This is a genomic window from Flavobacterium fryxellicola, assembly GCF_900143245.1.
GTDB classification, from domain to species: Bacteria; Bacteroidota; Bacteroidia; order Flavobacteriales; family Flavobacteriaceae; genus Flavobacterium; species Flavobacterium fryxellicola.
The window spans coordinates 488610-509931 of the sequence record NZ_FRDK01000001.1; the positions used below are offsets into that span (position 1 = coordinate 488610).

Sequence of the window (21322 nt, forward strand, 5' to 3'; positions counted from 1 at the left end):
ACAACCTTAAAAATTAGATAAAAAACGATGTATTTTTGTGTAAATAATAAATCAATATCCGCCTAAATGGTCAGCATCATGACAAACATCATTTTTATCAAACAACAGGTTGCAACACTTGCAATTAACATTCAAAATACCGTGCAATTATTACAAGACGATTGCACCATTCCATTTATTTCGCGCTATCGTAAAGATACAACTGGCAATCTTGATGAAGTACAAATTGAGCAAATTGCCAAACTTCAAAAGGAATATGAAATTATAGTAAAACGCAAAGAAGCCATTTTAAAATCAATTCAGGAACAAAAAGCAGGTAGTCCTGAACTAGAAAAAAAGATTCAACAAAGTTTCGACTTACAAGAACTGGAAGATTTTTATCTGCCTTTCAAAAAAAAGAAAAAAACCAAAGCTGATGTTGCTCGAGAAAATGGATTAGAACCATTAGCCAAAATCATAATGGCACAAAATAATGAGGATATCGATTTTATTTCGACGAACTATTTGAATGAAAATATTAATAATGAAGAGGAAGCCTTACAAGGTGCTAGAGCTATCATTGCCGAATGGATTAATGAAAACATCTTTGTTCGAAAACAATTGCGACGCTTGTATCAAAGAAAAGCGAGCATTAGCACTAAGGTGGTTAAAACAAAAAAAGACGATGAAACGGCCCAAAAATTCAATCAATATTTTGATTGGTCAGAACCTCTGAGCAAAACGCCTTCCCATCGATTATTAGCAATGCTTCGCGCTGAAAATGAAGGCTTTGTTAAAATTAAAATTGAGGTAGATACTGACGAAGCCTATGATTTAATTGATGAATTAGTTTTGAAAAAACAAAGTAGTTCTACCTCTCAGTTGCAACTTGCTATTGAAGATAGTTTTAAACGCCTATTAAATCCTGCTATTTCAAATGAGACTTTGCATGAAGCGAAGGTTAAGGCAGATGCCAATTCCATTCAGGTTTTTGCTAATAATTTAAGCCAATTATTACTGGCGCCACCACTGGGAGAAAAACGAATTCTAGCGATTGATCCCGGGTTTAGAAGCGGTTGTAAAATTGTTTGTCTGGACGAAAAAGGGGATTTATTGTACAATGAAACGATTTACCCACATGCGCCTCAAAAAGAGGAAGCTATGGCGATGAAAAAAATCCGTTCGATGGTCAATTCGTATAAAATAGATGCGATTTCGATAGGAAATGGAACCGCTTCGCGAGAAACCGAATTCTTTATCAAGAAAATTGCTTTCGATAAGCCGGTTCAGGTTTTCATTGTGAGTGAAGCGGGAGCATCCGTTTATTCGGCTTCTAAAATTGCACGTGAGGAATTTCCAAATTACGATGTAACGGTACGAGGCTCGATTTCTATCGGACGCCGATTGTCTGATCCTTTAGCTGAATTGGTTAAAATTGATCCAAAAGCCATCGGTGTAGGCCAATATCAGCATGATGTGGATCAAAATAAATTAAAAGAGGAACTCGATAATACCGTTATTCGCTGTGTGAATTCGGTAGGAATCAACATTAACACGGCAAGTAAACATTTATTGAGCTATGTAAGTGGAATAGGAGAGAAGCTTGCTGCAAATATTGTGCAATACCGTTCAGAAAATGGTCCTTTTACGGACAGAAAGCAACTCAAAAAAGTACCGCGTTTAGGCGAGAAAGCCTATCAACAAGGCGTAGCTTTTATTCGAATTTCGAATGCAAAAAATCCCTTAGATAATTCAGCAGTTCATCCGGAAGCGTACGGAATTGTGGAAAAAATGGCAAAAGATTTGAAATTGACGGTGCATGATCTGATTGCCAATACAGAAAAAACGGCTATAATAAATCTAGAAAATTATAGTACACCCCAAATTGGTTTATTAGGATTGAAAGACATTATCAAAGAACTTGAAAAACCGGGACTAGACCCCAGAAAATCAGCGAAAGTATTTGAATTTGATCCCACTGTAAAAACCATAAAAGATATAAAAACCGGAATGATTTTACCAGGAATTGTAAATAATATTACCAATTTTGGTTGTTTCGTGGATGTAGGCGTGAAAGAAAGCGGCTTAGTTCACATTTCGCAACTCAAAGCAGGTTTTGTCAGTGATGTAAATGAAGTAGTGAAACTGCACCAACACGTTCAGGTAAAAGTGACTGAAGTGGATGAGGATCGAAAGCGAATTCAGCTGACGATGGTTATTTAATGAGGAATCAAAAAAATTGATTAAATTCGGATAGCAAAAAAATTAATTATGGTAGATTGACAAAAATATATCAGCATGAATCCAGAAATCAGAAGTGGAAAACCTTGTGTTTCTGGCACCAGAATTACCGTTTTGGATGTGTTATCTTATTTAGCAGCAGGAATGTCGATGGAAGAAATCATTTCAGATTTTCGAGCCTTGGATAAAGAAAAAATTATTGCCACACTTTCATTTACAGCTTATCGAGATAAGATAACTACAATTGCTTTTGCATCGTGAAGTTATTATTAGATAAAAATTTGTCTTGGCGAATGATAAAACAGCTCACCCCAATTTTCTCAGAAGTTATTCACGCAGCAGAATTAAAAATTAAACAACCTGCAGATGATATTTCGATTTGGGATTATGCTAAGAAAAATGGATTTACAATCATCAGTAAAGACGACGATTTCGATAAAATTGTACTTTTAAGAAAAGCACCACTAAGCTAATTTATCTTAAAACCTATAATTTAGATACTAAAAAATTAGTCGATTTGATTCTGGAAAATAGAGACAAAATAATCAAATTTATTAATTCTGATGAAAACTACATTTTCGAAATTTATTCCAATTAGATTAATAATAAAGTTCTCAACTAATGAGAATTTAAACCATAAAAAAAGGCTTTTCATAATTGAAAAGCCTTTTTTTTATTTCGTTTCTTCTTCTTTTTTATCAGCTGGCTGGCCGTCTTTAGCAGCGTTTTTGAATTCTTTGATTCCGCTTCCTAAACCTTTCATCAATTCCGGGATTTTTTTACCACCAAAAAGTAATAAAACAATCGCTAATATAACAAGGATTTCTGTAACACCTAATCTTCCCATGATAGAATAATTTATTGCCGAAGCAAATTTGTACTAAAACTAGAAGCAAAGGTATATAGAATTAGTTAACGGGAACTCATTTTAATGCATTTATTTGGTTTCAAAAGCGTTAAAAATTTGCTAAAAATAAATTTACGTTAAGAACAGTGACGGCAATAATAGGGAATACAAGCAATGACAATAATTGTTATATTTGTTCAATAATCAAATTAGATGTCCAAGAAAAGACAAAAACGCAAAGTAATTAAGGAAAACCTATTCAATAAAAGGCGTTTAATAATTCTAAACGAGGATACTTTCGAAGAAACTTTTTCGTTAAAACTTACCTTAATGAATGTTTTTGTGGTAGCGACTTTAGGAGCCATAATCATTACAATTGTCACTACATTTATCATAGCTTTTACCCCGTTACGAGAATTTATACCAGGCTATTCGTCGTCAAAATTAAAGAGAGATGCACTGGAACTCGCTTTAAAGTCAGATTCTTTGTCCAAAGCCCTGCAGCGCAATGAAGCTTATATTCAATCAATTCAGAAAGTGTTAACCGGTGAATTAGAATATGCAAAATTCAATAAAGATTCTATACTTTCGGCAGCTGATGAAGTGGTACCGCAGGTTAATTTATCTGCTTCAAAGCAAGAAATGGAGTTGCGAAAACAAGTAGCGGAGGAAGATAAAAATGCAGTCTCAAACGCCGCTAAAAGAGGGAGCGAAAACCCGAAATAAACGTATCTTTTCATTTTTAAAGAATAAAAACAAAATGTCAATAAAATCAATTGCGGCAAAAATATTTGCACAAAAAATATACAAGAAAACACAACTTTGGGCTACTAATCCTATTGTAACTCAAAAAAAGGTGTTAATGGAATTAATAGCAGCTGCAAAAAACACTCAATTTGGTATAGACCATCATTTTGAAACAATAAAAAACGAGAAGGATTTTGCAAAACAAGTTCCTGTACGCGATTATGAAGCGTTGAAACCGTATGTAGATCAAGTAGTTAAAGGGCAAGAAAATATTCTTTGGAAAGGCAAGCCCCTTTATTTTGCTAAAACTTCTGGAACTACTTCAGGAGCAAAATACATTCCGCTGACTAAAGAATCCATGCCTTTTCATATTGAGGCGGCTCGAAATGCAATTTTACACTATATTCATGAAACTGGAAATGCTGCTTTTGTGGATGGAAAAATGATTTTCTTGCAAGGAAGCCCTTTATTAGAAGAAAAAAACGGAATTAAATTAGGTCGCTTGTCTGGAATTGTAGCTAATTTTGTTCCGAAATACCTTCAAAAAAACCGAATGCCTTCATGGGAAACCAATTGTATTGAGGATTGGGAAACCAAAGTAAATGCGATTGTCGAAGAAACTTTTGATAAAAACATGACTGTAATTTCGGGAATCCCTTCTTGGGTACAAATGTATTTTGAAAAAATACACCAAAAAGGAGGAAAGCCCGTCGGCGAAATCTTCAAAAACTTTAATTTATTTATTTACGGTGGTGTTAATTACGAACCGTATCGCGCTAAATTTGAAAATTTGATTGGCCGGAAAGTTGATAGCATTGAGTTATTTCCGGCATCGGAAGGATTTTTTGCGTATCAGGATTCACAGAAGGAACGCGGCATGTTACTGCTTTTGGATTCGGGAATTTTCTATGAATTTATAAAAAGTGATGAATTTTATTCTGAAAATCCAGAGCGGTATACTATTGGTGAAGTGGAATTAAATGTAAATTATGTTTTGATTATTTCTACCAATGCAGGGCTTTGGGGTTATAATATTGGTGATACGGTTCAGTTTGTTTCTTTGAAACCGTATCGAATTATCGTTTCTGGAAGAATTAAACATTATATATCTGCTTTTGGCGAACATGTGATAGGTAAAGAAGTGGAAAGTGCGTTGCAGGAAGCTATTCGCGGAACGAATATTCGGATTAATGAATTCACGGTGGCGCCACAAATTAGTCCACTAAACGGATTGCCGTATCATGAATGGTGCATCGAATTTGAGAACGAACCAGAAGACAGCGTAACTTTTGCGGAAGCGCTGGACGATGCTATGCGAAAACAAAACATGTATTATGATGATTTGATTGTGGGCAAAGTATTGCAAAAAGTGGTCGTTACAAAGGTCGTTAAAAACGGATTTCAGGATTACATGAAATCGATTGGGAAGCTGGGTGGACAAAATAAAATTCCAAGACTTTCGAATGATCGAAATATAGTAGATCAATTGGAAAATTTACCAATTATAAAATGAGAAAATTAACGCTGCTTTTACTAGTTGTTAGTAATTCTATTTATTCACAATTTAAAGGAATTGTTCTTGATGAAAGTAATAAACCCATTTCCTATGTTAATATTTGGGTTGAAAATGAAAATATAGGAACGACTTCTAACGAGGATGGAGAATTCTTAATTAATACAATCAATGAAAAGATTTTGGTTTTTTCAGCAGTAGGTTTTGAAACCAAGAAAATTAAAATTTCAAATAATGATAAGGTGGTTTTGCAGACCGCCATTTATAATCTTGAAGAAATTGTAATCACTAAAAGCAAAGGATCAATAGAAAGAGAAATTGGAAATTTTAAAAAATCTATTGGAAGCCATCTTTCAGGTTCTGTACCCTGGATTTATGCTAAACGATTTGAATTTGATGGGGTGTATAAAAAAACTCCTTTTTTGAAAAATGCAATCGTGTTTACAAAGAGCAAAATTAAAAATGCTAAATTCAAATTGAGAATTTTTTCAGTGATGGAAAATGGTTTCCCAGGAGAAGATTTATTGAAAGAAGATATTATAGTTGTTGTAAAATCAGGAAAAATTAAAAATGTAATTGACTTGTCCAAATTCAATATAATTTTCCCAGATAATGGAATTTTTATAGCTTATGAATGGATGATAATCGAAGAAAATAAATATTTATATAAATCTTTTTCCAAAGAATCTTCAAATACGTATTCTATAACTTACGCTCCCGCTGTCATGGTGCATAAAGTTGAAACGGAAAATACAGTTGCGTATCGAGAAGGGAAATGGATTTCAAGAAAAGGTTCTTCGTTAAAAGAAAACACGAATAAAGTAGTTATCGAGCCCGCAATTAATCTTACGTTAACAAATTAGAAAATAAAAAAACTACCTTTGCAGGTTAGAAAATAGTTAGAAAATGAAAGAAACAAAAAATATATCACGCTCTAGAGCACAAGAATCATCGGCAGCCATTGAAAAAATGTACATCACCATGCGTCATCTTTTCAACAGGGGATTTTACAAGCCAATGGGTATTTCTGGCGATACGTTGCGGGAAGCATTATTAGCATTACGACCAGAAATTTATGGAAATATTGCTGAAGAAAAAGTCGAATTGAACGGGCTTTTATATGTAATTGAGCGTCTTCCAGTAGGAATTGAGGAATGTCGGTTTATTAATTTAACTTCAGAAGAAGGATATTCTAAATCTCATTTTAAAGCAATTGTCCCTCCTAAAAGAAAAAGAAATTGTTACCGTATCGATGAAGAGCAAATGAACGTGGAGATTACTCGCGGGCGTTCCGATATTTATGATATTTTGACGCATTTGACTTTTATTTTCATTGAATCACACAAGATTAGAAACCGAGTTTTACTGGATGATGCCGGGGAAGTTTCGCGCGATTGGTTTAAACTGGAACAAGCAGTTTCACAAAATAAAAAACTGACTCAGGTAGAAAAAGAGAAAGCGATTTCACATGCAGCGAACATTCTTGGACGAACTTTTGAAGAAGTTTTGGACATTTATGATGCTTTTGGTTCAGCAGTTGCACCGGATCGCTTTTTGCATGTTATATTTTGGTTGGGGAAACTAGCCATTGAAGAAATTGTAGATGATAATAAGAGAACCATTACCTTCAGTCCTATTTTAAGAGAACGATTGGGGCACCACATTCACGGGGAGATTTGGGCGACTAGCATCAAGGAGGTTTTGAAAGAAAACGAACTTTTAGACCGTCCCATTCACGTAATAAGTGCAAACATGCACAGTGTGATGAACTCTATTTTTGCGACAGAAGTTTTAAAAACCAAGTTCAAAGACAAATCCGATTTCTTTATTTATGAGGAATTGAGTAAGTCTGGTGCGAATGCCCTACGAAACCAAGTAGAAGAAGTAGCTTTAAAAAGCGGTATGATTTCGATTCCAGACACCTCTGGGACTAATATAGATGTTCAAATTTTTGACACTGCCAAAATGGATTGGGCAAAAACATCTTTTCCTAAAGCAAATACCGGAGATAAAAAACCAGTGCTTATTGTTATGGATTATGCATTTGGAGAACAAGCCTATGAAACCATTGATGAGCTGTTGAAACCGTTTAAAAAAGATACATTATTAAATGTAGAATCGGTTTCTATTATGGGGAAAGCAGGAATTCTGGAAGGTGGAAAAGGAGATATTATGATTCCAAATGCACATATTAATGAAGGAACAGCGGATAATTATTTTTTCGAAAATGAATTAACAGCTGCTATGTTTGAAGGAAATGATATTGCTGTTTTTGCAGGTCCAATGGTTACTGTATTAGGAACGTCATTACAAAATAGGGATTTATTGAAGTTTTTCCACGAATCAACTTGGGGAATTATTGGGTTGGAAATGGAAGGATCCTATTATCAAAAAGCCATTCAATCTGCTTCCAAAATTAGAAAGAGTGTACCTCACGATGTCAAGGTAAGATATGCCTATTATGCATCAGACAATCCCTTAGAAACAGGAAGCACACTGGCTTCAGGCGGACTGGGAACAACCGGTGTAAAGCCAACTTATTTGATTACTATTAAAATATTGGAACAAATTTTCAACACAAAATAATACTATAAATGAGTACAAACGTGCCCAATAATTCAGAAGAACAAGAAATAGATTTAACTCAAATTTCAAAAAAAATTGGCAATTTGCTGCAAGATTTTAATACTTTCTTATTCAGCTGCATTGGGTTTTTTGTAAAGAATGTGAGAGTAATTTTGATTTTGTTTGTAGTTGGTCTTGCTTTAGGACTGTTTATAGACCACAGAAATAAGAGTTATAAAAGTGAGGTTATTGTAGCTCCTAATTTTGGCAGTACGGATTATTTATATTCGAAAATTGATTTATTAGCAGCAAAAATAAAAGAAAGAGATACTGTTTTTTTGAAATCAATCGGTATTCTAGAGCCAACGAAAATAACAAAAATCTCTATTGAACCCATTGTTGATGTTTATAGCTTTATCAATAACAGCGATCAAAATTTTGCACTGCTAAAGTTAATGGCAGAAGATGGAGATTTAAAATCCATTGTGAAGGAAACGACCACTAGTAAGAATTATGCTTTTCATACCATTACTTTTTTAACAAAGGGAATAACTAATAATGAAAAGGGGATACAACCAATTTTAAACTATTTGAACACGAGCGATTACTATAATAAAATTCAGAAAGTGTCCGTGAGTAACATTCAAGAAAGGATAAAGACCAACCAAGGAACTGTTTCTCAAATAGACGGAATCTTAAACGAGTTTTCAAATGCTACAGCTGGAAACAATCAAAAAAGTGATAAATTAGTATACTACAATGAAAATACGCAGTTGAATGATGTCATTAAAACAAAAGAAGCCTTGCTTACAGAGATTGGAAACTTAAAAATTACGTTATTAACTTCGGATAAAATCATAAAAGAGAATAGCACCGCGATAAATATTGAAAATACAGCCTCTATTAATGGCAAGATGAAATTAATACTGCCATTTTTATTTATTTTTATTTTCATTTCTATTTCATTTTTCATCGCTTTTTATAAAAAACAAATGTTAAAGGCAGAACAAAAAGCAATATAATTTAAACTAAAATTGCAATCTATGAAAGGAATAATATTAGCAGGAGGATCAGGAACCCGTTTGCATCCACTGACATTAGCTGTAAGCAAGCAATTGATGCCTATTTATGATAAACCCATGATTTACTATCCACTATCATCCTTGATGTGGGCAGGAATTAGAGAAATACTTATTATTTCTACACCCCATGATTTACCACTATTTAGACAATTGCTGGGTGATGGGTCTAAGTTAGGCTGTCGTTTTGAATACGCCGTGCAGGAACATCCAAACGGTTTAGCAGAGGCCTTTATCATAGGCAAGGATTTTATTGGCAAAGATAAAGTAGCTTTGGTTTTAGGAGATAATATTTTTTACGGAACGGGTTTGTCAGGCTTGTTGCAAGCTAATAATGATCCAGATGGCGGGATAATTTATGCGTACCATGTGAATGATCCGGAGCGTTATGGCGTGGTTGATTTTGATGCCAATGGTAACGTACTTTCTATTGAAGAAAAGCCTTTGGTACCTAAATCGAACTATGCAGTACCGGGTATTTATTTTTATGATAATGACGTTGTTGAAATTGCAGCCAATATTAAACCGAGTCACCGCGGAGAAATTGAAATTACGGATGTGAATAAGGAATATCTTAGAAGAGGAAAATTAAAAGTCAGTATTCTGGATCGAGGAACAGCTTGGTTTGATACCGGAACCTTTAATTCTTTGATGCAGGCATCCCAGTTTGTACAAGTTATTGAAGAGCGCCAAGGACTTAAGATAGGCTCTATCGAAGAGGCTGCTTATACCATGGGGTACATCAATGCCGAACAGTTAAAAGCAATAGCACAACCGTTACTAAAAAGTGGCTACGGCACGCATTTGTTAGATATCATTTAAAATAATTTATGGAATTTATACCTACTACACTCGAAGGATGTTATATTATAGAACCTAAAATCATTAAAGATGAAAGGGGCTATTTTATGGAAAGTTTCAACGAGAATACCTTTCAAAAAGGAGTCCATCAAGACGTTCATTTTGTTCAGGACAACCAATCCTTTTCAACTAAAGGCGTACTTAGAGGATTGCATTATCAAACCGGAATCCATGCACAAGCTAAATTAGTACGCGTTTTACAAGGCGAAGTTTTAGATGTTGCGGTCGATATTAGACCGGATTCTTTGACTTTTGGACAGCACATTTCGGTGGTACTTTCTGGCGAAAATCAAAGGCAGTTTTTTGTACCAAGAGGTTTTGCGCATGGATTTTTAGTATTGAGCGAAACAGCCACGTTCTTTTATAAATGTGATAATTTTTACAACAAGGATTCAGAAGGTGGAATTATGTATAATGATGAGCAACTCAATATAGATTGGCAATTTCCAGCAACGGAATTAGTTATTTCTGAAAAAGACCACCTATTGCCAACCTTAGAGAACGCAAAATGCGCCCAGTAGTGCTTGTAACAGGTGCGAATGGACAATTGGGGCAATCCCTTCGATTTGTTGCCGATAAATACTCTCAAATTGATTTTGTTTTTTGTGATTCTAAAGCACTCGATATTACTTTAAAAGTAGAAATAGCGTCCGTTTTCAACACAATTAAACCTGATTTTTGTATTAATACAGCTGCGTACACGGCCGTTGATAAGGCCGAAAGTGAACCAGATAAAGCAACTGCAATCAATGTGACCGGTGCCAAAAATTTGGCGGAAGCCTGCAAAGAGTTTAAAACCAAATTAATTCATGTTTCTACGGATTTTGTCTTTGATGGAAACGCAAAAACACCGTACACAGAAGAAGCAATTCCAAATCCACAAAGCGTTTATGGACAAACTAAATTAGATGGAGAAGAAGCGATTCAAAGCATTTTACAAGACTATTTTATCGTAAGAACATCCTGGGTTTATTCACAATTTGGGAATAATTTCATGAAAACAATGTTGCGATTGGCCAGAGAAAGAAACGAATTAGCGGTGGTTGATGATCAAATAGGAACCCCTACACATGCGGTGGATTTAGCGAATGTATTGGTACAGATTATTTTGTATACTTCTAAAAATCCAGAAATTAACACTTACGGTATTTACAATTTCAGTAACGAAGGAGCATGCAGCTGGTTTGATTTTGCCCAAAAAATATTTGAAGTTAACAACATCAAAATTGATTTACAACCAATACCAAGCTCAAAGTATCCAACCCCTGCACACAGACCTCGCTACAGTGTTTTAGATAAAAGTAAGATCAAAAAGACATTTGATATTGAAATTAAAACATGGGACGAAACAATTTAGTCTAAGGAAACACAACTAATTTGAAAGTAAATGTGGAGAAAAATATACCTATCATTAAGTAATGAAGTCGCACATAACTTCTTTTATTTTAGCGTTATTAAGTTTACCAATATACTTTCAAAGTATATCTTGTTGGGTTATTTAATAAGGACTTTAGGAGAACATGGTTATGGCATTCTTACTTGGGTTGATTCCTTTACGCAATACTTTTTAATACTGGTTAATTTTGGGTTTGACATGTATGTGGCAAAATATATTGTTGAAAACAAACAAAATAAGGCTAAAATTGACGAAATTATTTCTGCCATTTTCACTATAAAAACAGGATTATTTGTCTTTGGTTTTGTGCTTCTGGGTTTATTTTCTTTCAATGATGAAATAGCGAAAGTTATCCACCTGCTATTTTTTATGTTACTGATGGGAATTGGAGAAATTTTATTTCCAATTTGGTATTTTCAAGGAATCGAAAAAATGAAACCCATTGCCATTGTTAGCGTTATTTCAAGATCTTTATTGGTTATTCTTACAATACTGTTTGTAAAAAATGCTAGTCATATCTTAGTCTATATATTTATTTTGGTACTTTCGAACTTAGTTTGGGGAGGATTGGGATTTTATTTCCTGAAAAAAGTATCCAACTTTAAATTCATAGTCGTTCCTCTAGCGACGCTGAAATTGTACCTAAAAGAAGGATACTTATTTTTTTTAGGACGATTTTCAACACTTTTTTTAAATTTCGGGACCATCTTTTTGATTGGTTATTTCTGTTCTAAAAATTTAGTCTCCGGTTTTGACATTGCGTCTAAAATAATTTTCGCTTTCATTTTTCCATTTGAAGTCATTCAACAAGCTGTTTTTCCTTCTATTGTTCGCACTAGGAATAAACTATTCTTACAAAAAATAGTTCTTTTTACTATCTGCTGCTCTTTGTTGTTTGCAGGAAGTATTTATTATTTTTCCGAAGAATTAATGGTGTTTTTTGGTGGGATTTCCATGGGGAAGTATGCCTATTTACTGAAATCATTGGTAGTATTGATACCAGTGATCAGTAGTTCCATTATCATAGGAAGTTGTTCATTGATTGCTTTTGGGGCATTAAAGCACTATAATTATGCTCTTGTTTTTTCTTGTTTGATTTATATTTTTGTAGTATTACTGCTGTACTTAATGGGACAAATGAGTTTTAAAAATTTGGTGATTCTTCGCATTAGCGTAGATATAATTATGGTTTTGCTTATTTTTTATTTTGCTGTTAAAAAGAAAACTTTGTTATAATTAGAGCATAAAAATAAGATACAGGAAACGATAGTAAAAGGTGATGATTATAATGTGATTTAATAATGAAAATTAAAAATAGCTACTATATTTGTGCAAAATCTGATTTAAAAAAAACTAAAAAATGAAAAAGTATATTTGTTTGATATTTGTTTTAGCGTTGGTTGTATCCTGTAAAGAAGAGGAAAAGAAAACGGATTCTTTCAGTTTAAAAGAAGTTGTAAACAAACAAAAATATCAAATGGAACTCTACCAAGTAGAGGCTAATGAGTATACTTTAGTAGTTTTAAACCGGTTAACAGGAAAAGTATTTGTAGGAAAGAATGCTTCTGGATGGTATGAAGCTACAAATGCCGATAGTATTCCGGTTTATAAAACACCAACGTATTCTATTAAAGTATTCAAAGGACCAGAATCCAGTCCTCAAATTTCCTTAATGGACGAGAAAGAGGGCGAGCTCTACATGTATATTGTAGGGCATACAGCCAATTTTTACAATACAAACGCTGCAATTAAAGCACTCGAAAGAAGCTAGTATTTCCAAAATATAGAGTGATGATTGTAATTTTATTTTTTTTGTTCTTGCTGGTAGGGATGCTCTATTGGAAGCGAAAAATATTTTTGCTGTCTCCAGTTGATGTTTTTCTGTTGTTCTTTATCGGAGTTTTGGTATCGACGGTTTTGTATCATAATTTCTATCCTAGGCATGAGAAATTTAATTTTTTTCAATTTGATTTTATTGGAAATAATAAGTTTAACCGAACCTTTTTAGTTTATATCAAAATGCTTTTGCTGTTTTTGATAGGCGTTTTTTTATATTCCAGTTTTAATAAATCGTATTTCAATGTCGCTAAACAGCGGATCAAGATCATAAACGTTCAAAATATAAAGCTCAATACCAATCAAATTTCCATCGCACTATTTGCGATAGCTATTGTTTGCATCGTTTTGGTTTACATTGATTATGGGTCGTTGTTGTTCTATCGGGTCGAATACATCCCTAAGGATAATTCAATTTTTAAAATTATCTATCAAAATTTATTTATTGTTCTGTGCCTTCTTTCAGGAACGCTTTACAGGCAAAATAGATCACTTGCGCTAGCGGCTTTTTTTATTGCTATGACTGTTGGGATAGGAGTGGGGAGTAGGTCTGCAACAATTTATCTAGTAGCATTTGGATTAAGTTATTCGGTATTTTTGAATTATAAGCGTGCCAAAAGATTTTTTGTTTTCTTTATTCCTTTTGTTATTGTTTTTTTTGGGTATAATATTTCGCTGCGATTGGAGTCCAACACGCATGGGCTTATTCCCTATTTGAAGGCAACGGTTTCTAAACCGGAGATTCTGTTCAAGTATACAATCATGAATATTTATTATACGTTTATTTTTGGATTTTATGCGACTTCGGAGACCATTCACCTTTATAAAAATGCTTCTATACGTAATTTAGTCACCACATTAAACCCATTACCTGGAAGGTTGACAAACTGGTATGCAATTGCCTCAAAACTCAGGATAAATGAAATCGCTCCCTATACAGCCATAGGTGAACTGGCTAGATACCCACTTTTCAGTATTTTTTATTATTCGGTATTGGGTTATTATTTTGCTGCAGTAGATTTTTTTATAAAAACCCAAGTCCTTCATAAAAAATACTTTTGGGCAGTACTCCAATTTTTGGTATTAGCTTTATATGTAGTTCATAGTTTTGAATACAACCTTAGGTCTTCCCATCGCTTTATCTACTATTCGATGGCGCTTTATGTGCTTTATTTTATTTTAAAAAGAGTTAAAATTAAAATGCCTCTTAAAACAAATTCTAGTAATTTCCAGAAACAATGAGGATGAAAATAAAAGATTTCACACTTGAAAAAATAGGGACTTATGTTGCTTTTTTTTGTGGTTTATTCGTTTTATTGCCTTTTAAACTAAAGCCTTTAACGGTATTTGTTTTTTTTGTTTGGAGTCTTTTTTCGCTTTTTAAAAACAGAAAAACCATTAAAATTGAAATAAAAACGCTAATTATAGGCAGTATTTTCTTCATTAGCTATGCAGTCAGCCTACTGTTTTCGGAAAATATTCAAAGGGGTTTTACAATTATAATTCGGTGTATTCCCATTGTCCTCATTCCACTTGGATATTCTTTTTTGACTTTGGAAACAAAAATTATTTTTAATAAACTATTCCGGAAAACGTTTATTATTGCTGCTAGTATTTACTCAAGTCTGCTATTTATTTATTTATTCCAATTGGGTTATTCTAGCCAAAAACTGGATTTGTATACTTACTATTCCTATATAACGTATGAATTTTGGGGTTTGAATGAACATCCTATTTATAGCTCCATCTTTTTTTCAATCGCCTTGTTTTTTATTTTGATAGAAGGATTCAAAAACAAGATTTTCAATTCTATTTTGTTTTTGATTTTAATTTTTGGACTTTTAATACTATCTAGGAAAGGTGTAATCGCTTCCTTTTTTGTTCTATCCGGAATTTTTTTATTCCTTAAAAAGGATAAAAAATACACGGCTAAATTGGTGTTTGTTTTTATCGGATTATTTCTTTTATCACTTTGTGTTACTGAAATCAGAGGCCGTTTTTTAGAACTATTCGACAGCAGTAAAGTGGTAAATAACAAGGAAACATCCACTGGAATTCGGTATATTCTATGGAATACAAGTGAAAAGGTAATTCAAAATTCAAATTATTTGGGATATGGCATTGGAGATGCCCAAGAAGTTTTAAGCAAACAATTGGCTTTGGATGGTTACGATTTTTTATCCAAAGAAAATTATAATGCGCACAATCAATTTCTTCAAATAGCGATCGCTACTGGTGTTATTGGTGTTTGTTTGTATTTCTTTTCGTTACTTTATTTCATTCAAAAGTTTATTAAACGAAAGAATCCGGAAGCAATCGTTTTTTTATTATTTTTTATTTTTGTTTTTCTTTTCGAAAGTGTTTTGGAACGGCAAAACGGAATAATCATTTACTCCTTTATTAGCAGTATGTTTATTTACAGTTCAGAGTTTGATAAAAACAGTTCAAAATGAGACAGAACGTGCTTATCATTGGCCCTTTTCCAGGTCCACCAAAAGGAATTAGTTTGTCGAACGAAGTTGTTGCAAATGGCTTGTCCAAGAGGGGTTGGAATGTAAAAAAAATAAATACGGAACTTTCAGATGCTGTCAATAGCGCCATTGGTGATTTCTCGTTTGAGAAGTTGTCCTTCCTAAAGACTTATTTTCAGAGCTACAAAATTTTTACAGCTGATGCTGTTTATATCACGATTGGTATTACATTTTTTGGCGTTGTAAAATACGCACCTTTCATCATTTTGGCGAAAATTCTAAACAAGAAGACACTCCTTCATTTGCACAGCAACCATCTAAAAAAAGAATATCAGTCATTACATGGAATAAAAAAAGCCCTTTTTTTTAAACTCATTGCTTCATTCGATACAGGAATCGTACTTTCTAATTCATTAAGAGATAATTTGACTCCATTTATTGCGGAAGATTCTGTTTGTGAATTGTATAATTTTGTGGAAGATAAATTATTGCTTTCTGAGAAAATAGTGTTGCAGCAAAAAGATTTTTCAGCAATACGACTTTTCTTTTTAAGTAATCTATTAGAGGAAAAAGGGATAAACCTGTTGCTTAAAGTGATAAAAAGACTGAATGAAGAGGGTCTATTTCTTGAAGTTAAAATCGCAGGAAATAAAATCAAAGACAATAATGTAGATGCATTGCTGGCAGAATTAAGTAATGTAGCCTATCTGGGAATTGTCTCCGGCACAATCAAGCAAGACTTGTTGATTTGGGGAAATGTTTTTTGTTTACCCACTTTTTTCAGTATGGAAGGACAACCCATTAGTATTCTGGAGGCAATGGCTTTCAATTCCTTAATAATTACTACAAAACATGCCGGAATTCCAGATATTTGTTCAGAGGAAAACGCTATCTTTTGCATCGAAAAAAGTGAAGAAGATCTGTATTCAAAATTGAAATACGCAATTTCAAATTGGGAGGAATTGCAAAAAAAAGCAATAGCAAACGGCGCGTATGCTAGGCTTAGGTTTACTGAAACTAAATTTATTTCTACTCTAGAAAGTATAATTTTAGAAACAATAAGGAAATAAACGGCACCTATGAAAATTACTATAATTGGGCATAATTATTTTCCAGAGGACAGCGGGATTGGTTTATACACTACAGGTATGGCCGAATTTTTGGCGCTCAAACATGAGGTTAGCATTATAACTGGCGTTCCTTATTATCCGCACTGGAAGGTTCATGCTGATTATGTTGATAGCCCCCTTTTTTCGAAAGAAACGATAAACCATGTCACGGTATATAGATTCAAGCAATACACGCCCGCGAAACCAACTTTTTTTAAGAGAGTCCTTCAAATGGTTCATTTTTTTATTGGTTCTCTTGTTAATGGTTTAAAAATAAAAAAATCAGATGTGATCATTGTCGTTGTGCCTTTCACAGTTTCCATTATCTTGGGTTGGTTTTTAAAAATAAGTACAGGAGGTATGTTATGGATTCACATTCAGGATTTTGAATTTGATGCCGCCTTTAAGACTAAGATGCCGTCGAAGCATCAGATCACCTCTACGATTTTATTTCAAATTGAAAAATGGACATTAAACCGAGCGGACTGTAGCAGCACCATCAGTAAAGGCATGATGATTAAATTAGCGCAAAAATCTAAGGTTAATCCAATTTACTTTCCTAATTGGATCGATTATTCTATGATAAATCCTGAAACTGCCCAAGAGAACAAGACCTTTAGTAGTCCTACTACGTTCAACATTCTTTACTCTGGTAACATTGGTGAAAAACAAGACTGGGATTTCTACATGGAGTTTGTAACAGCAATGCAGGTTCATCCTGAATTCCATTTTTATTTGGTTGGTGAAGGAGCAAAACGAGAGGAGATTGTGGGGCAGTTGCAACGCCTTGGGAATTTTACCTATTGTCCACCAGTACCTTACAATCAGTTAAATGATTTGTTGTGTCATGCAGATGTTCATGTATTGTTCCAAAAACCAGAGTTCAAAGACCTAGTGATGCCTTCAAAAATTTTGGGAATGATGGCAAGCGCAAAGCCTTCCATAGTTACTGGACATGGAGATTCTGAGATAAAAAATAACTTTGAGCATTCTCAAGGTGGATTTTATTTCCATGAAAACAATATTGAAATCATAAAACAACTATTGTTTAGGATAAAAAAAAATCCAGAAATGGCAAAATCAATGGGATTAAAAGCCAGACAATACGTGGTAGAAAATTTTGCTCTCGAAAGTATATTGCCGCAGTTTGAGAAAGATTTGATAAAAAAAAGGAATTAAGTTTCTTGATGTATTTTTAATTTATTTATAAAATGTACCATCAACTTCCAGCCGGTCCCTAATAAATTTTTCATAGAATCCGTTTTCTAATGCTCGTAAATGGAACCCTAAATGCTTCAATTGATCTTTTATTTCTTGATAAACCACACAATATTTATAGCAGTAAACCCTTAAAATCAGTGGGTATCTTTAATTAAACAATAAAAGCAAAATAGTAGTGTTAAACAGGATATTGTTTAGGTTTTATTTTACCTTGCACTATTAAAATTAAGTTAATAGAAGCGCTAGACAATTAAAAAATAATGAGGTATTCTACACTGATCAAACAGCTATTTATTGTTGCAAAATCTAAATGGGCTTTACAATTAGTTAAAGGAAAACTCTTTTCTATAGCTTCTTTTGAAGTAGTTTCTAATTTAAAAAAAATGGTACCCCAATTGGATACGATTATTGATGTAGGTTCTAATTCAGGCCAGTTCTCTAAAGTCGCTAGCCATTTTTATCCTAACGCAGAAATAAACGCCTTTGAGCCATTACCAGATTTGTATTTAAAAATCGAAAAATTATTCGATTCCAATAAAAAAGTCAAAACATACAACCTTGCTCTAGGAAACGAAGTGGGTGTAATCAATTTCAACAAAAACAAATACGGTCATATTAGTTCTATATTGGATATCAGCTCGGACAATATTCACTACCCAAAACAAGAGAATGACTTATCGCAGATTAAGGTAGAAATAAAAACACTAGATTCTCTTTTATTAACAAACAGTTTAAAGGCTGAAATTACGTTGTTGAAATTAGATGTTCAAGGTTATGAATTAGAAGTATTAAAAGGGGCTGAAGAATCATTAAAAAACATAGATTATATTATAATTGAAGCTAATTTAGAGCAACTTTATACAAATCAACCTTCGTTTACTGAAATGAACACGCATCTCATGAGTAAGCATTTTGAACTTTCTGGAATGCTTGATTTTAATTTAGGACATAAAAATAAATATATTGAAGTTGATTTATTGTATAAAAAAACAACAAAAAAGGATTAATTCTAATGGTTAAGATTCTAGTAACAGGAGGTTCAGGTTTTATAGGTTCAAATCTTGTTGAATATTTGAGCTCAAAAAACCATCAGGTTATCAATTATGACATTAAAAAACCCAGAAATAAATCATTTATAAAAAACTGGGTCAAAGGTGATATTCTAAATCAAAAAGATCTTGCAGCATGTTTTGAGTCGTTTAACCCGGATTATGTGATTCATCTAGCAGCGCGAACAGATTTAGATGAAAAACAATCCATTGTTGGTTATGCCACAAACATTGAAGGTGTCGAAAATGTAATCGACCTCATAAATAAATATCCAACAATCAAAAGAACGATTTATGCCTCTAGTAGAATGGTGTGCAGAATAGATTATGTGCCTGAATCATTTGACGATTTTTGTCCTCCTAATTTATATGGAGAAAGTAAAGTGATTGGAGAAAAAATAGTAAAAGAAAAAGCCAACCATGATTTTGTAATTGTCCGACCTACTTCTATTTGGGGACCATATTTCGAAATTCCATACCGAACTTTTTTTGATGCTGTTCGAAAAAAGATATTTTTCATTCCCCGAAACCATAACCCTAAAAAATCATTTGGCTTTGTGCATAATACGACTTTTCAAATAGAAAAAATACTATTTGCGCCAAAAGAAAAGGTTGACCAAAATTACTATTTAGCGGATTATCCAGCCTTAGAATTAAAACTATGGGCTACTATGATTGCTGTAGAATTTAATCAAGAACAGATAAAAACGATACCCATGTTGCCCCTAAAAATAGCTTCTAAAATGGGCGATGCGCTTCAAAAGGTAGGTTGGAAAAATCCACCGTTGACGACTTTTAGATTAAATAATTTAATCACAAATATGGTATATGATACTGCCTCATTAGAAAAACTATGTGGAGAGTTGCCTTATAAATTAAAGGAAAGTGTCGCAATAACGACTTCTTGGATGAAAAATAATTTTTAAAGTTGATTCCATTCATGATACTTTTTATTAAGTAAGACTGAAGTAAAATGGATACCCATTTTGCCTTTGCTAACCAAAAGTTAAATTAACCAAAGCTTTAAAATCAGCATGAAATGAAACGGTTTCATACTGACCTATTTATTTCACGCTTTCATAGGTACGGATTTTAAGTTGCCGTTACAGTTTTTGAAAAAAGAGGGCGTAATATAATTCTATAATTCGCTCTTAAAAACGAGCATTTTTTATATATTGCGGGCACAAAATTATATTATGAAAAGAATACTTATCACTGGAGCAGCCGGATTTTTAGGATCACATCTTTGCGACCGTTTTATTAAAGAAGGTTATTTTGTCATTGGAATGGATAATCTCATCACCGGAGATTTAAAAAATATTGAACATTTATTTAAACTGGAGCATTTTGAATTTTATCATCATGACATCACTAAGTTTGTTCATGTGCCAGGTAACTTAGATTATATCTTGCATTTTGCTTCACCGGCAAGTCCAATCGATTATTTGAAAATCCCAATTCAAACCTTGAAAGTAGGTTCATTAGGAACGCACAATCTTTTAGGATTGGCTAGAGTAAAAAAAGCCCGAATTCTTATCGCCTCTACTTCTGAAGTTTATGGAGATCCATTGGTGCATCCACAAACCGAAGAATATTATGGTAATGTTAACACGATAGGACCACGAGGCGTTTATGATGAAGCCAAACGGTTTCAGGAGTCAATTACCATGGCCTATCATACGTTTCACGGTGTAGAAACCAGAATTGTGCGCATTTTCAATACCTACGGACCAAGAATGCGACTCAATGATGGACGTGTGATTCCAGCATTCATTGGTCAGGCAATTCGTGGCGAAGATTTAACAATTTTTGGTGACGGAATGCAAACGCGCTCCTTTTGTTATGTCGATGATCAGGTAGAAGGTATTTTCAGATTACTGCATTCAGATTATGTTTTTCCAGTAAATATTGGAAATCCTGACGAAATTACGATCAAGGATTTTGCAGACGAAATCATAAAATTAACGGGAACCAATCAAAAAGTGGTTTATCATCCGTTACCAATAAACGATCCTTTGCAGCGCCAGCCGGACATTACTAAAGCTAAAAATTTATTGGGTTGGGAAGCCAAAGTAGGTAGGGCCGAAGGAATGAAAATTACTTACGATTATTTCAAATCCTTATCTAAAGAAGAACTGTCTAAAGAAGAACACAAGGATTTTTCAAAATATATTTTTTAAAGTCATGATTTAAACGCAAGAATAATTTGTCAGCAGCCAGGTATGTTTTTAGTATACACTGTTTAATTTTTTTTGGTACTAATATAAACCACCTTTACACACTGCATTGTGAACGATAAATGAGGAATGAATGAATTTAAAATTTAGCCAACCCACTGCGTTATTTTTGTTTTAAAAAGTATAATTTAGGTATGAAAATAGTGCTTTTTACAGCCACTTATTATTGGC

At 33.4% G+C, this 21322-nt stretch carries 21 protein-coding genes; 20 read left to right on the plus strand and 1 reads right to left on the minus strand.

Annotated features, from left to right (window positions below; translation table 11 throughout):
- Window positions 1-78 precede the first annotated feature (78 nt).
- The 3 genes from BUA03_RS02125 (at window position 79) to BUA03_RS16345 (ending at window position 2693) form a co-directional block, all read left to right on the plus strand.
- Window positions 79-2202, plus strand: coding sequence for a Tex family protein (locus tag BUA03_RS02125; RefSeq protein WP_066076062.1), 2124 nt, complete (start codon window positions 79-81; stop codon window positions 2200-2202).
- A 75-nt stretch (window positions 2203-2277) separates the two neighbouring features.
- Window positions 2278-2481, plus strand: coding sequence for a DUF433 domain-containing protein (locus tag BUA03_RS02130; protein WP_066075960.1), 204 nt, complete (start codon window positions 2278-2280; stop codon window positions 2479-2481).
- Window positions 2478-2693 carry a DUF5615 family PIN-like protein gene (locus tag BUA03_RS16345; protein ID WP_082854258.1) on the plus strand — a complete coding sequence of 72 codons (216 nt, stop codon included), beginning with the start codon at window positions 2478-2480 and terminating at the stop codon, window positions 2691-2693. The genes BUA03_RS02130 and BUA03_RS16345 overlap by 4 nt, the downstream gene beginning before the upstream one ends.
- 200 nt (window positions 2694-2893) lie before the next feature.
- Here BUA03_RS16345 and tatA read toward each other — a convergent pair whose 3' ends face one another.
- Window positions 2894-3067: a twin-arginine translocase TatA/TatE family subunit gene (gene tatA, locus BUA03_RS02140; protein ID WP_066075957.1), complete on the minus strand. Its 174-nt coding sequence runs from the start codon at window positions 3065-3067 to the stop codon at window positions 2894-2896.
- A 213-nt stretch (window positions 3068-3280) separates the two neighbouring features.
- On the opposite strand from tatA, the gene BUA03_RS02145 reads away from it, so the two are divergent.
- The 17 genes from BUA03_RS02145 (at window position 3281) to BUA03_RS02225 (ending at window position 21094) form a co-directional block, all read left to right on the plus strand.
- Window positions 3281-3793 carry a peptidase gene (locus BUA03_RS02145; protein ID WP_066075954.1) on the plus strand — a complete coding sequence of 171 codons (513 nt, stop codon included), beginning with the start codon at window positions 3281-3283 and terminating at the stop codon, window positions 3791-3793.
- A 34-nt stretch (window positions 3794-3827) separates the two neighbouring features.
- On the plus strand, window positions 3828-5327 hold the full coding sequence (locus BUA03_RS02150; protein WP_066075952.1) for a GH3 family acyl-acid amido synthetase: 1500 nt from the start codon (window positions 3828-3830) through the stop codon (window positions 5325-5327).
- Window positions 5324-6190 carry a carboxypeptidase-like regulatory domain-containing protein gene (locus BUA03_RS02155; protein ID WP_066075946.1) on the plus strand — a complete coding sequence of 289 codons (867 nt, stop codon included), beginning with the start codon at window positions 5324-5326 and terminating at the stop codon, window positions 6188-6190. Before BUA03_RS02150 ends, BUA03_RS02155 begins: the two co-directional genes overlap by 4 nt.
- A gap of 43 nt (window positions 6191-6233) precedes the next feature.
- A complete protein-coding gene (locus BUA03_RS02160; RefSeq protein ID WP_066075943.1) occupies window positions 6234-7913 on the plus strand; it encodes a DUF6909 family protein in 1680 nt (559 codons plus the stop codon).
- 8 nt (window positions 7914-7921) lie between these two features.
- Window positions 7922-8914 carry a hypothetical protein gene (locus BUA03_RS02165; protein ID WP_066075940.1) on the plus strand — a complete coding sequence of 331 codons (993 nt, stop codon included), beginning with the start codon at window positions 7922-7924 and terminating at the stop codon, window positions 8912-8914.
- Between the two features lie 21 nt (window positions 8915-8935).
- Complete coding sequence (rfbA, locus tag BUA03_RS02170) at window positions 8936-9793, plus strand: glucose-1-phosphate thymidylyltransferase RfbA (protein ID WP_066075938.1); 858 nt, start codon at window positions 8936-8938, stop codon at window positions 9791-9793.
- An 8-nt stretch (window positions 9794-9801) separates the two neighbouring features.
- Window positions 9802-10353, plus strand: coding sequence for a dTDP-4-dehydrorhamnose 3,5-epimerase (gene rfbC, locus BUA03_RS02175; RefSeq protein WP_066075936.1), 552 nt, complete (start codon window positions 9802-9804; stop codon window positions 10351-10353).
- Window positions 10341-11189, plus strand: coding sequence for a dTDP-4-dehydrorhamnose reductase (gene rfbD / locus BUA03_RS02180; RefSeq protein WP_066075933.1), 849 nt, complete (start codon window positions 10341-10343; stop codon window positions 11187-11189). The genes rfbC and rfbD overlap by 13 nt, the downstream gene beginning before the upstream one ends.
- Window positions 11190-11219: 30 nt before the next feature.
- Window positions 11220-12464, plus strand: a complete 1245-nt coding sequence (locus BUA03_RS02185) for an oligosaccharide flippase family protein (RefSeq protein ID WP_072675704.1) — start codon at window positions 11220-11222, stop codon at window positions 12462-12464.
- A gap of 124 nt (window positions 12465-12588) precedes the next feature.
- Complete coding sequence (locus BUA03_RS02190; protein ID WP_066075926.1) at window positions 12589-12999, plus strand: hypothetical protein; 411 nt, start codon at window positions 12589-12591, stop codon at window positions 12997-12999.
- A gap of 20 nt (window positions 13000-13019) precedes the next feature.
- Window positions 13020-14306: a hypothetical protein gene (locus BUA03_RS02195; protein WP_066075923.1), complete on the plus strand. Its 1287-nt coding sequence runs from the start codon at window positions 13020-13022 to the stop codon at window positions 14304-14306.
- A gap of 2 nt (window positions 14307-14308) precedes the next feature.
- The gene (locus BUA03_RS02200; protein WP_066075919.1) at window positions 14309-15517 is read left to right on the plus strand and encodes an O-antigen ligase family protein; all 1209 of its coding nucleotides are present in this window, start codon (window positions 14309-14311) and stop codon (window positions 15515-15517) included.
- On the plus strand, window positions 15514-16605 hold the full coding sequence (locus tag BUA03_RS02205) for a glycosyltransferase family 4 protein (protein ID WP_066075916.1): 1092 nt from the start codon (window positions 15514-15516) through the stop codon (window positions 16603-16605). The genes BUA03_RS02200 and BUA03_RS02205 overlap by 4 nt, the downstream gene beginning before the upstream one ends.
- A 9-nt stretch (window positions 16606-16614) precedes the next feature.
- Entirely contained in the window at window positions 16615-17823 is a 1209-nt protein-coding gene (locus BUA03_RS02210) for a WcaI family glycosyltransferase (RefSeq protein ID WP_066075914.1), read from the plus strand.
- A gap of 302 nt (window positions 17824-18125) precedes the next feature.
- The gene (locus BUA03_RS02215) at window positions 18126-18872 is read left to right on the plus strand and encodes an FkbM family methyltransferase (RefSeq protein WP_066075911.1); all 747 of its coding nucleotides are present in this window, start codon (window positions 18126-18128) and stop codon (window positions 18870-18872) included.
- Between the two features lie 5 nt (window positions 18873-18877).
- Window positions 18878-19840 carry an NAD-dependent epimerase/dehydratase family protein gene (locus tag BUA03_RS02220; protein WP_066075908.1) on the plus strand — a complete coding sequence of 321 codons (963 nt, stop codon included), beginning with the start codon at window positions 18878-18880 and terminating at the stop codon, window positions 19838-19840.
- A 270-nt stretch (window positions 19841-20110) separates the two neighbouring features.
- Window positions 20111-21094, plus strand: a complete 984-nt coding sequence (locus BUA03_RS02225; protein ID WP_066075904.1) for a UDP-glucuronic acid decarboxylase family protein — start codon at window positions 20111-20113, stop codon at window positions 21092-21094.
- Window positions 21095-21322 lie beyond the last annotated feature (228 nt).

Bases quoted from the DNA above. Each gene is read 5' to 3' on its own strand.
- BUA03_RS02125 (WP_066076062.1), top strand. From the start codon at position 79: ATGACAAACATCATTTTTATCAAACAACAGGTTGCAACACTTGCAATT.
- BUA03_RS02130 (WP_066075960.1), top strand. From the start codon at position 2,278: ATGAATCCAGAAATCAGAAGTGGAAAACCTTGTGTTTCTGGCACCAGA.
- tatA (WP_066075957.1), bottom strand. From the start codon at position 3,067: ATGGGAAGATTAGGTGTTACAGAAATCCTTGTTATATTAGCGATTGTT.
- BUA03_RS02145 (WP_066075954.1), top strand. From the start codon at position 3,281: ATGTCCAAGAAAAGACAAAAACGCAAAGTAATTAAGGAAAACCTATTC.
- BUA03_RS02150 (WP_066075952.1), top strand. From the start codon at position 3,828: ATGTCAATAAAATCAATTGCGGCAAAAATATTTGCACAAAAAATATAC.
- BUA03_RS02155 (WP_066075946.1), top strand. From the start codon at position 5,324: ATGAGAAAATTAACGCTGCTTTTACTAGTTGTTAGTAATTCTATTTAT.
- BUA03_RS02160 (WP_066075943.1), top strand. From the start codon at position 6,234: ATGAAAGAAACAAAAAATATATCACGCTCTAGAGCACAAGAATCATCG.
- BUA03_RS02165 (WP_066075940.1), top strand. From the start codon at position 7,922: ATGAGTACAAACGTGCCCAATAATTCAGAAGAACAAGAAATAGATTTA.
- rfbA (WP_066075938.1), top strand. From the start codon at position 8,936: ATGAAAGGAATAATATTAGCAGGAGGATCAGGAACCCGTTTGCATCCA.
- rfbC (WP_066075936.1), top strand. From the start codon at position 9,802: ATGGAATTTATACCTACTACACTCGAAGGATGTTATATTATAGAACCT.
- rfbD (WP_066075933.1), top strand. From the start codon at position 10,341: ATGCGCCCAGTAGTGCTTGTAACAGGTGCGAATGGACAATTGGGGCAA.
- BUA03_RS02185 (WP_072675704.1), top strand. From the start codon at position 11,220: ATGTGGAGAAAAATATACCTATCATTAAGTAATGAAGTCGCACATAAC.
- BUA03_RS02190 (WP_066075926.1), top strand. From the start codon at position 12,589: ATGAAAAAGTATATTTGTTTGATATTTGTTTTAGCGTTGGTTGTATCC.
- BUA03_RS02195 (WP_066075923.1), top strand. From the start codon at position 13,020: ATGATTGTAATTTTATTTTTTTTGTTCTTGCTGGTAGGGATGCTCTAT.
- BUA03_RS02200 (WP_066075919.1), top strand. From the start codon at position 14,309: ATGAAAATAAAAGATTTCACACTTGAAAAAATAGGGACTTATGTTGCT.
- BUA03_RS02205 (WP_066075916.1), top strand. From the start codon at position 15,514: ATGAGACAGAACGTGCTTATCATTGGCCCTTTTCCAGGTCCACCAAAA.
- BUA03_RS02210 (WP_066075914.1), top strand. From the start codon at position 16,615: ATGAAAATTACTATAATTGGGCATAATTATTTTCCAGAGGACAGCGGG.
- BUA03_RS02215 (WP_066075911.1), top strand. From the start codon at position 18,126: ATGAGGTATTCTACACTGATCAAACAGCTATTTATTGTTGCAAAATCT.
- BUA03_RS02220 (WP_066075908.1), top strand. From the start codon at position 18,878: ATGGTTAAGATTCTAGTAACAGGAGGTTCAGGTTTTATAGGTTCAAAT.
- BUA03_RS02225 (WP_066075904.1), top strand. From the start codon at position 20,111: ATGAAAAGAATACTTATCACTGGAGCAGCCGGATTTTTAGGATCACAT.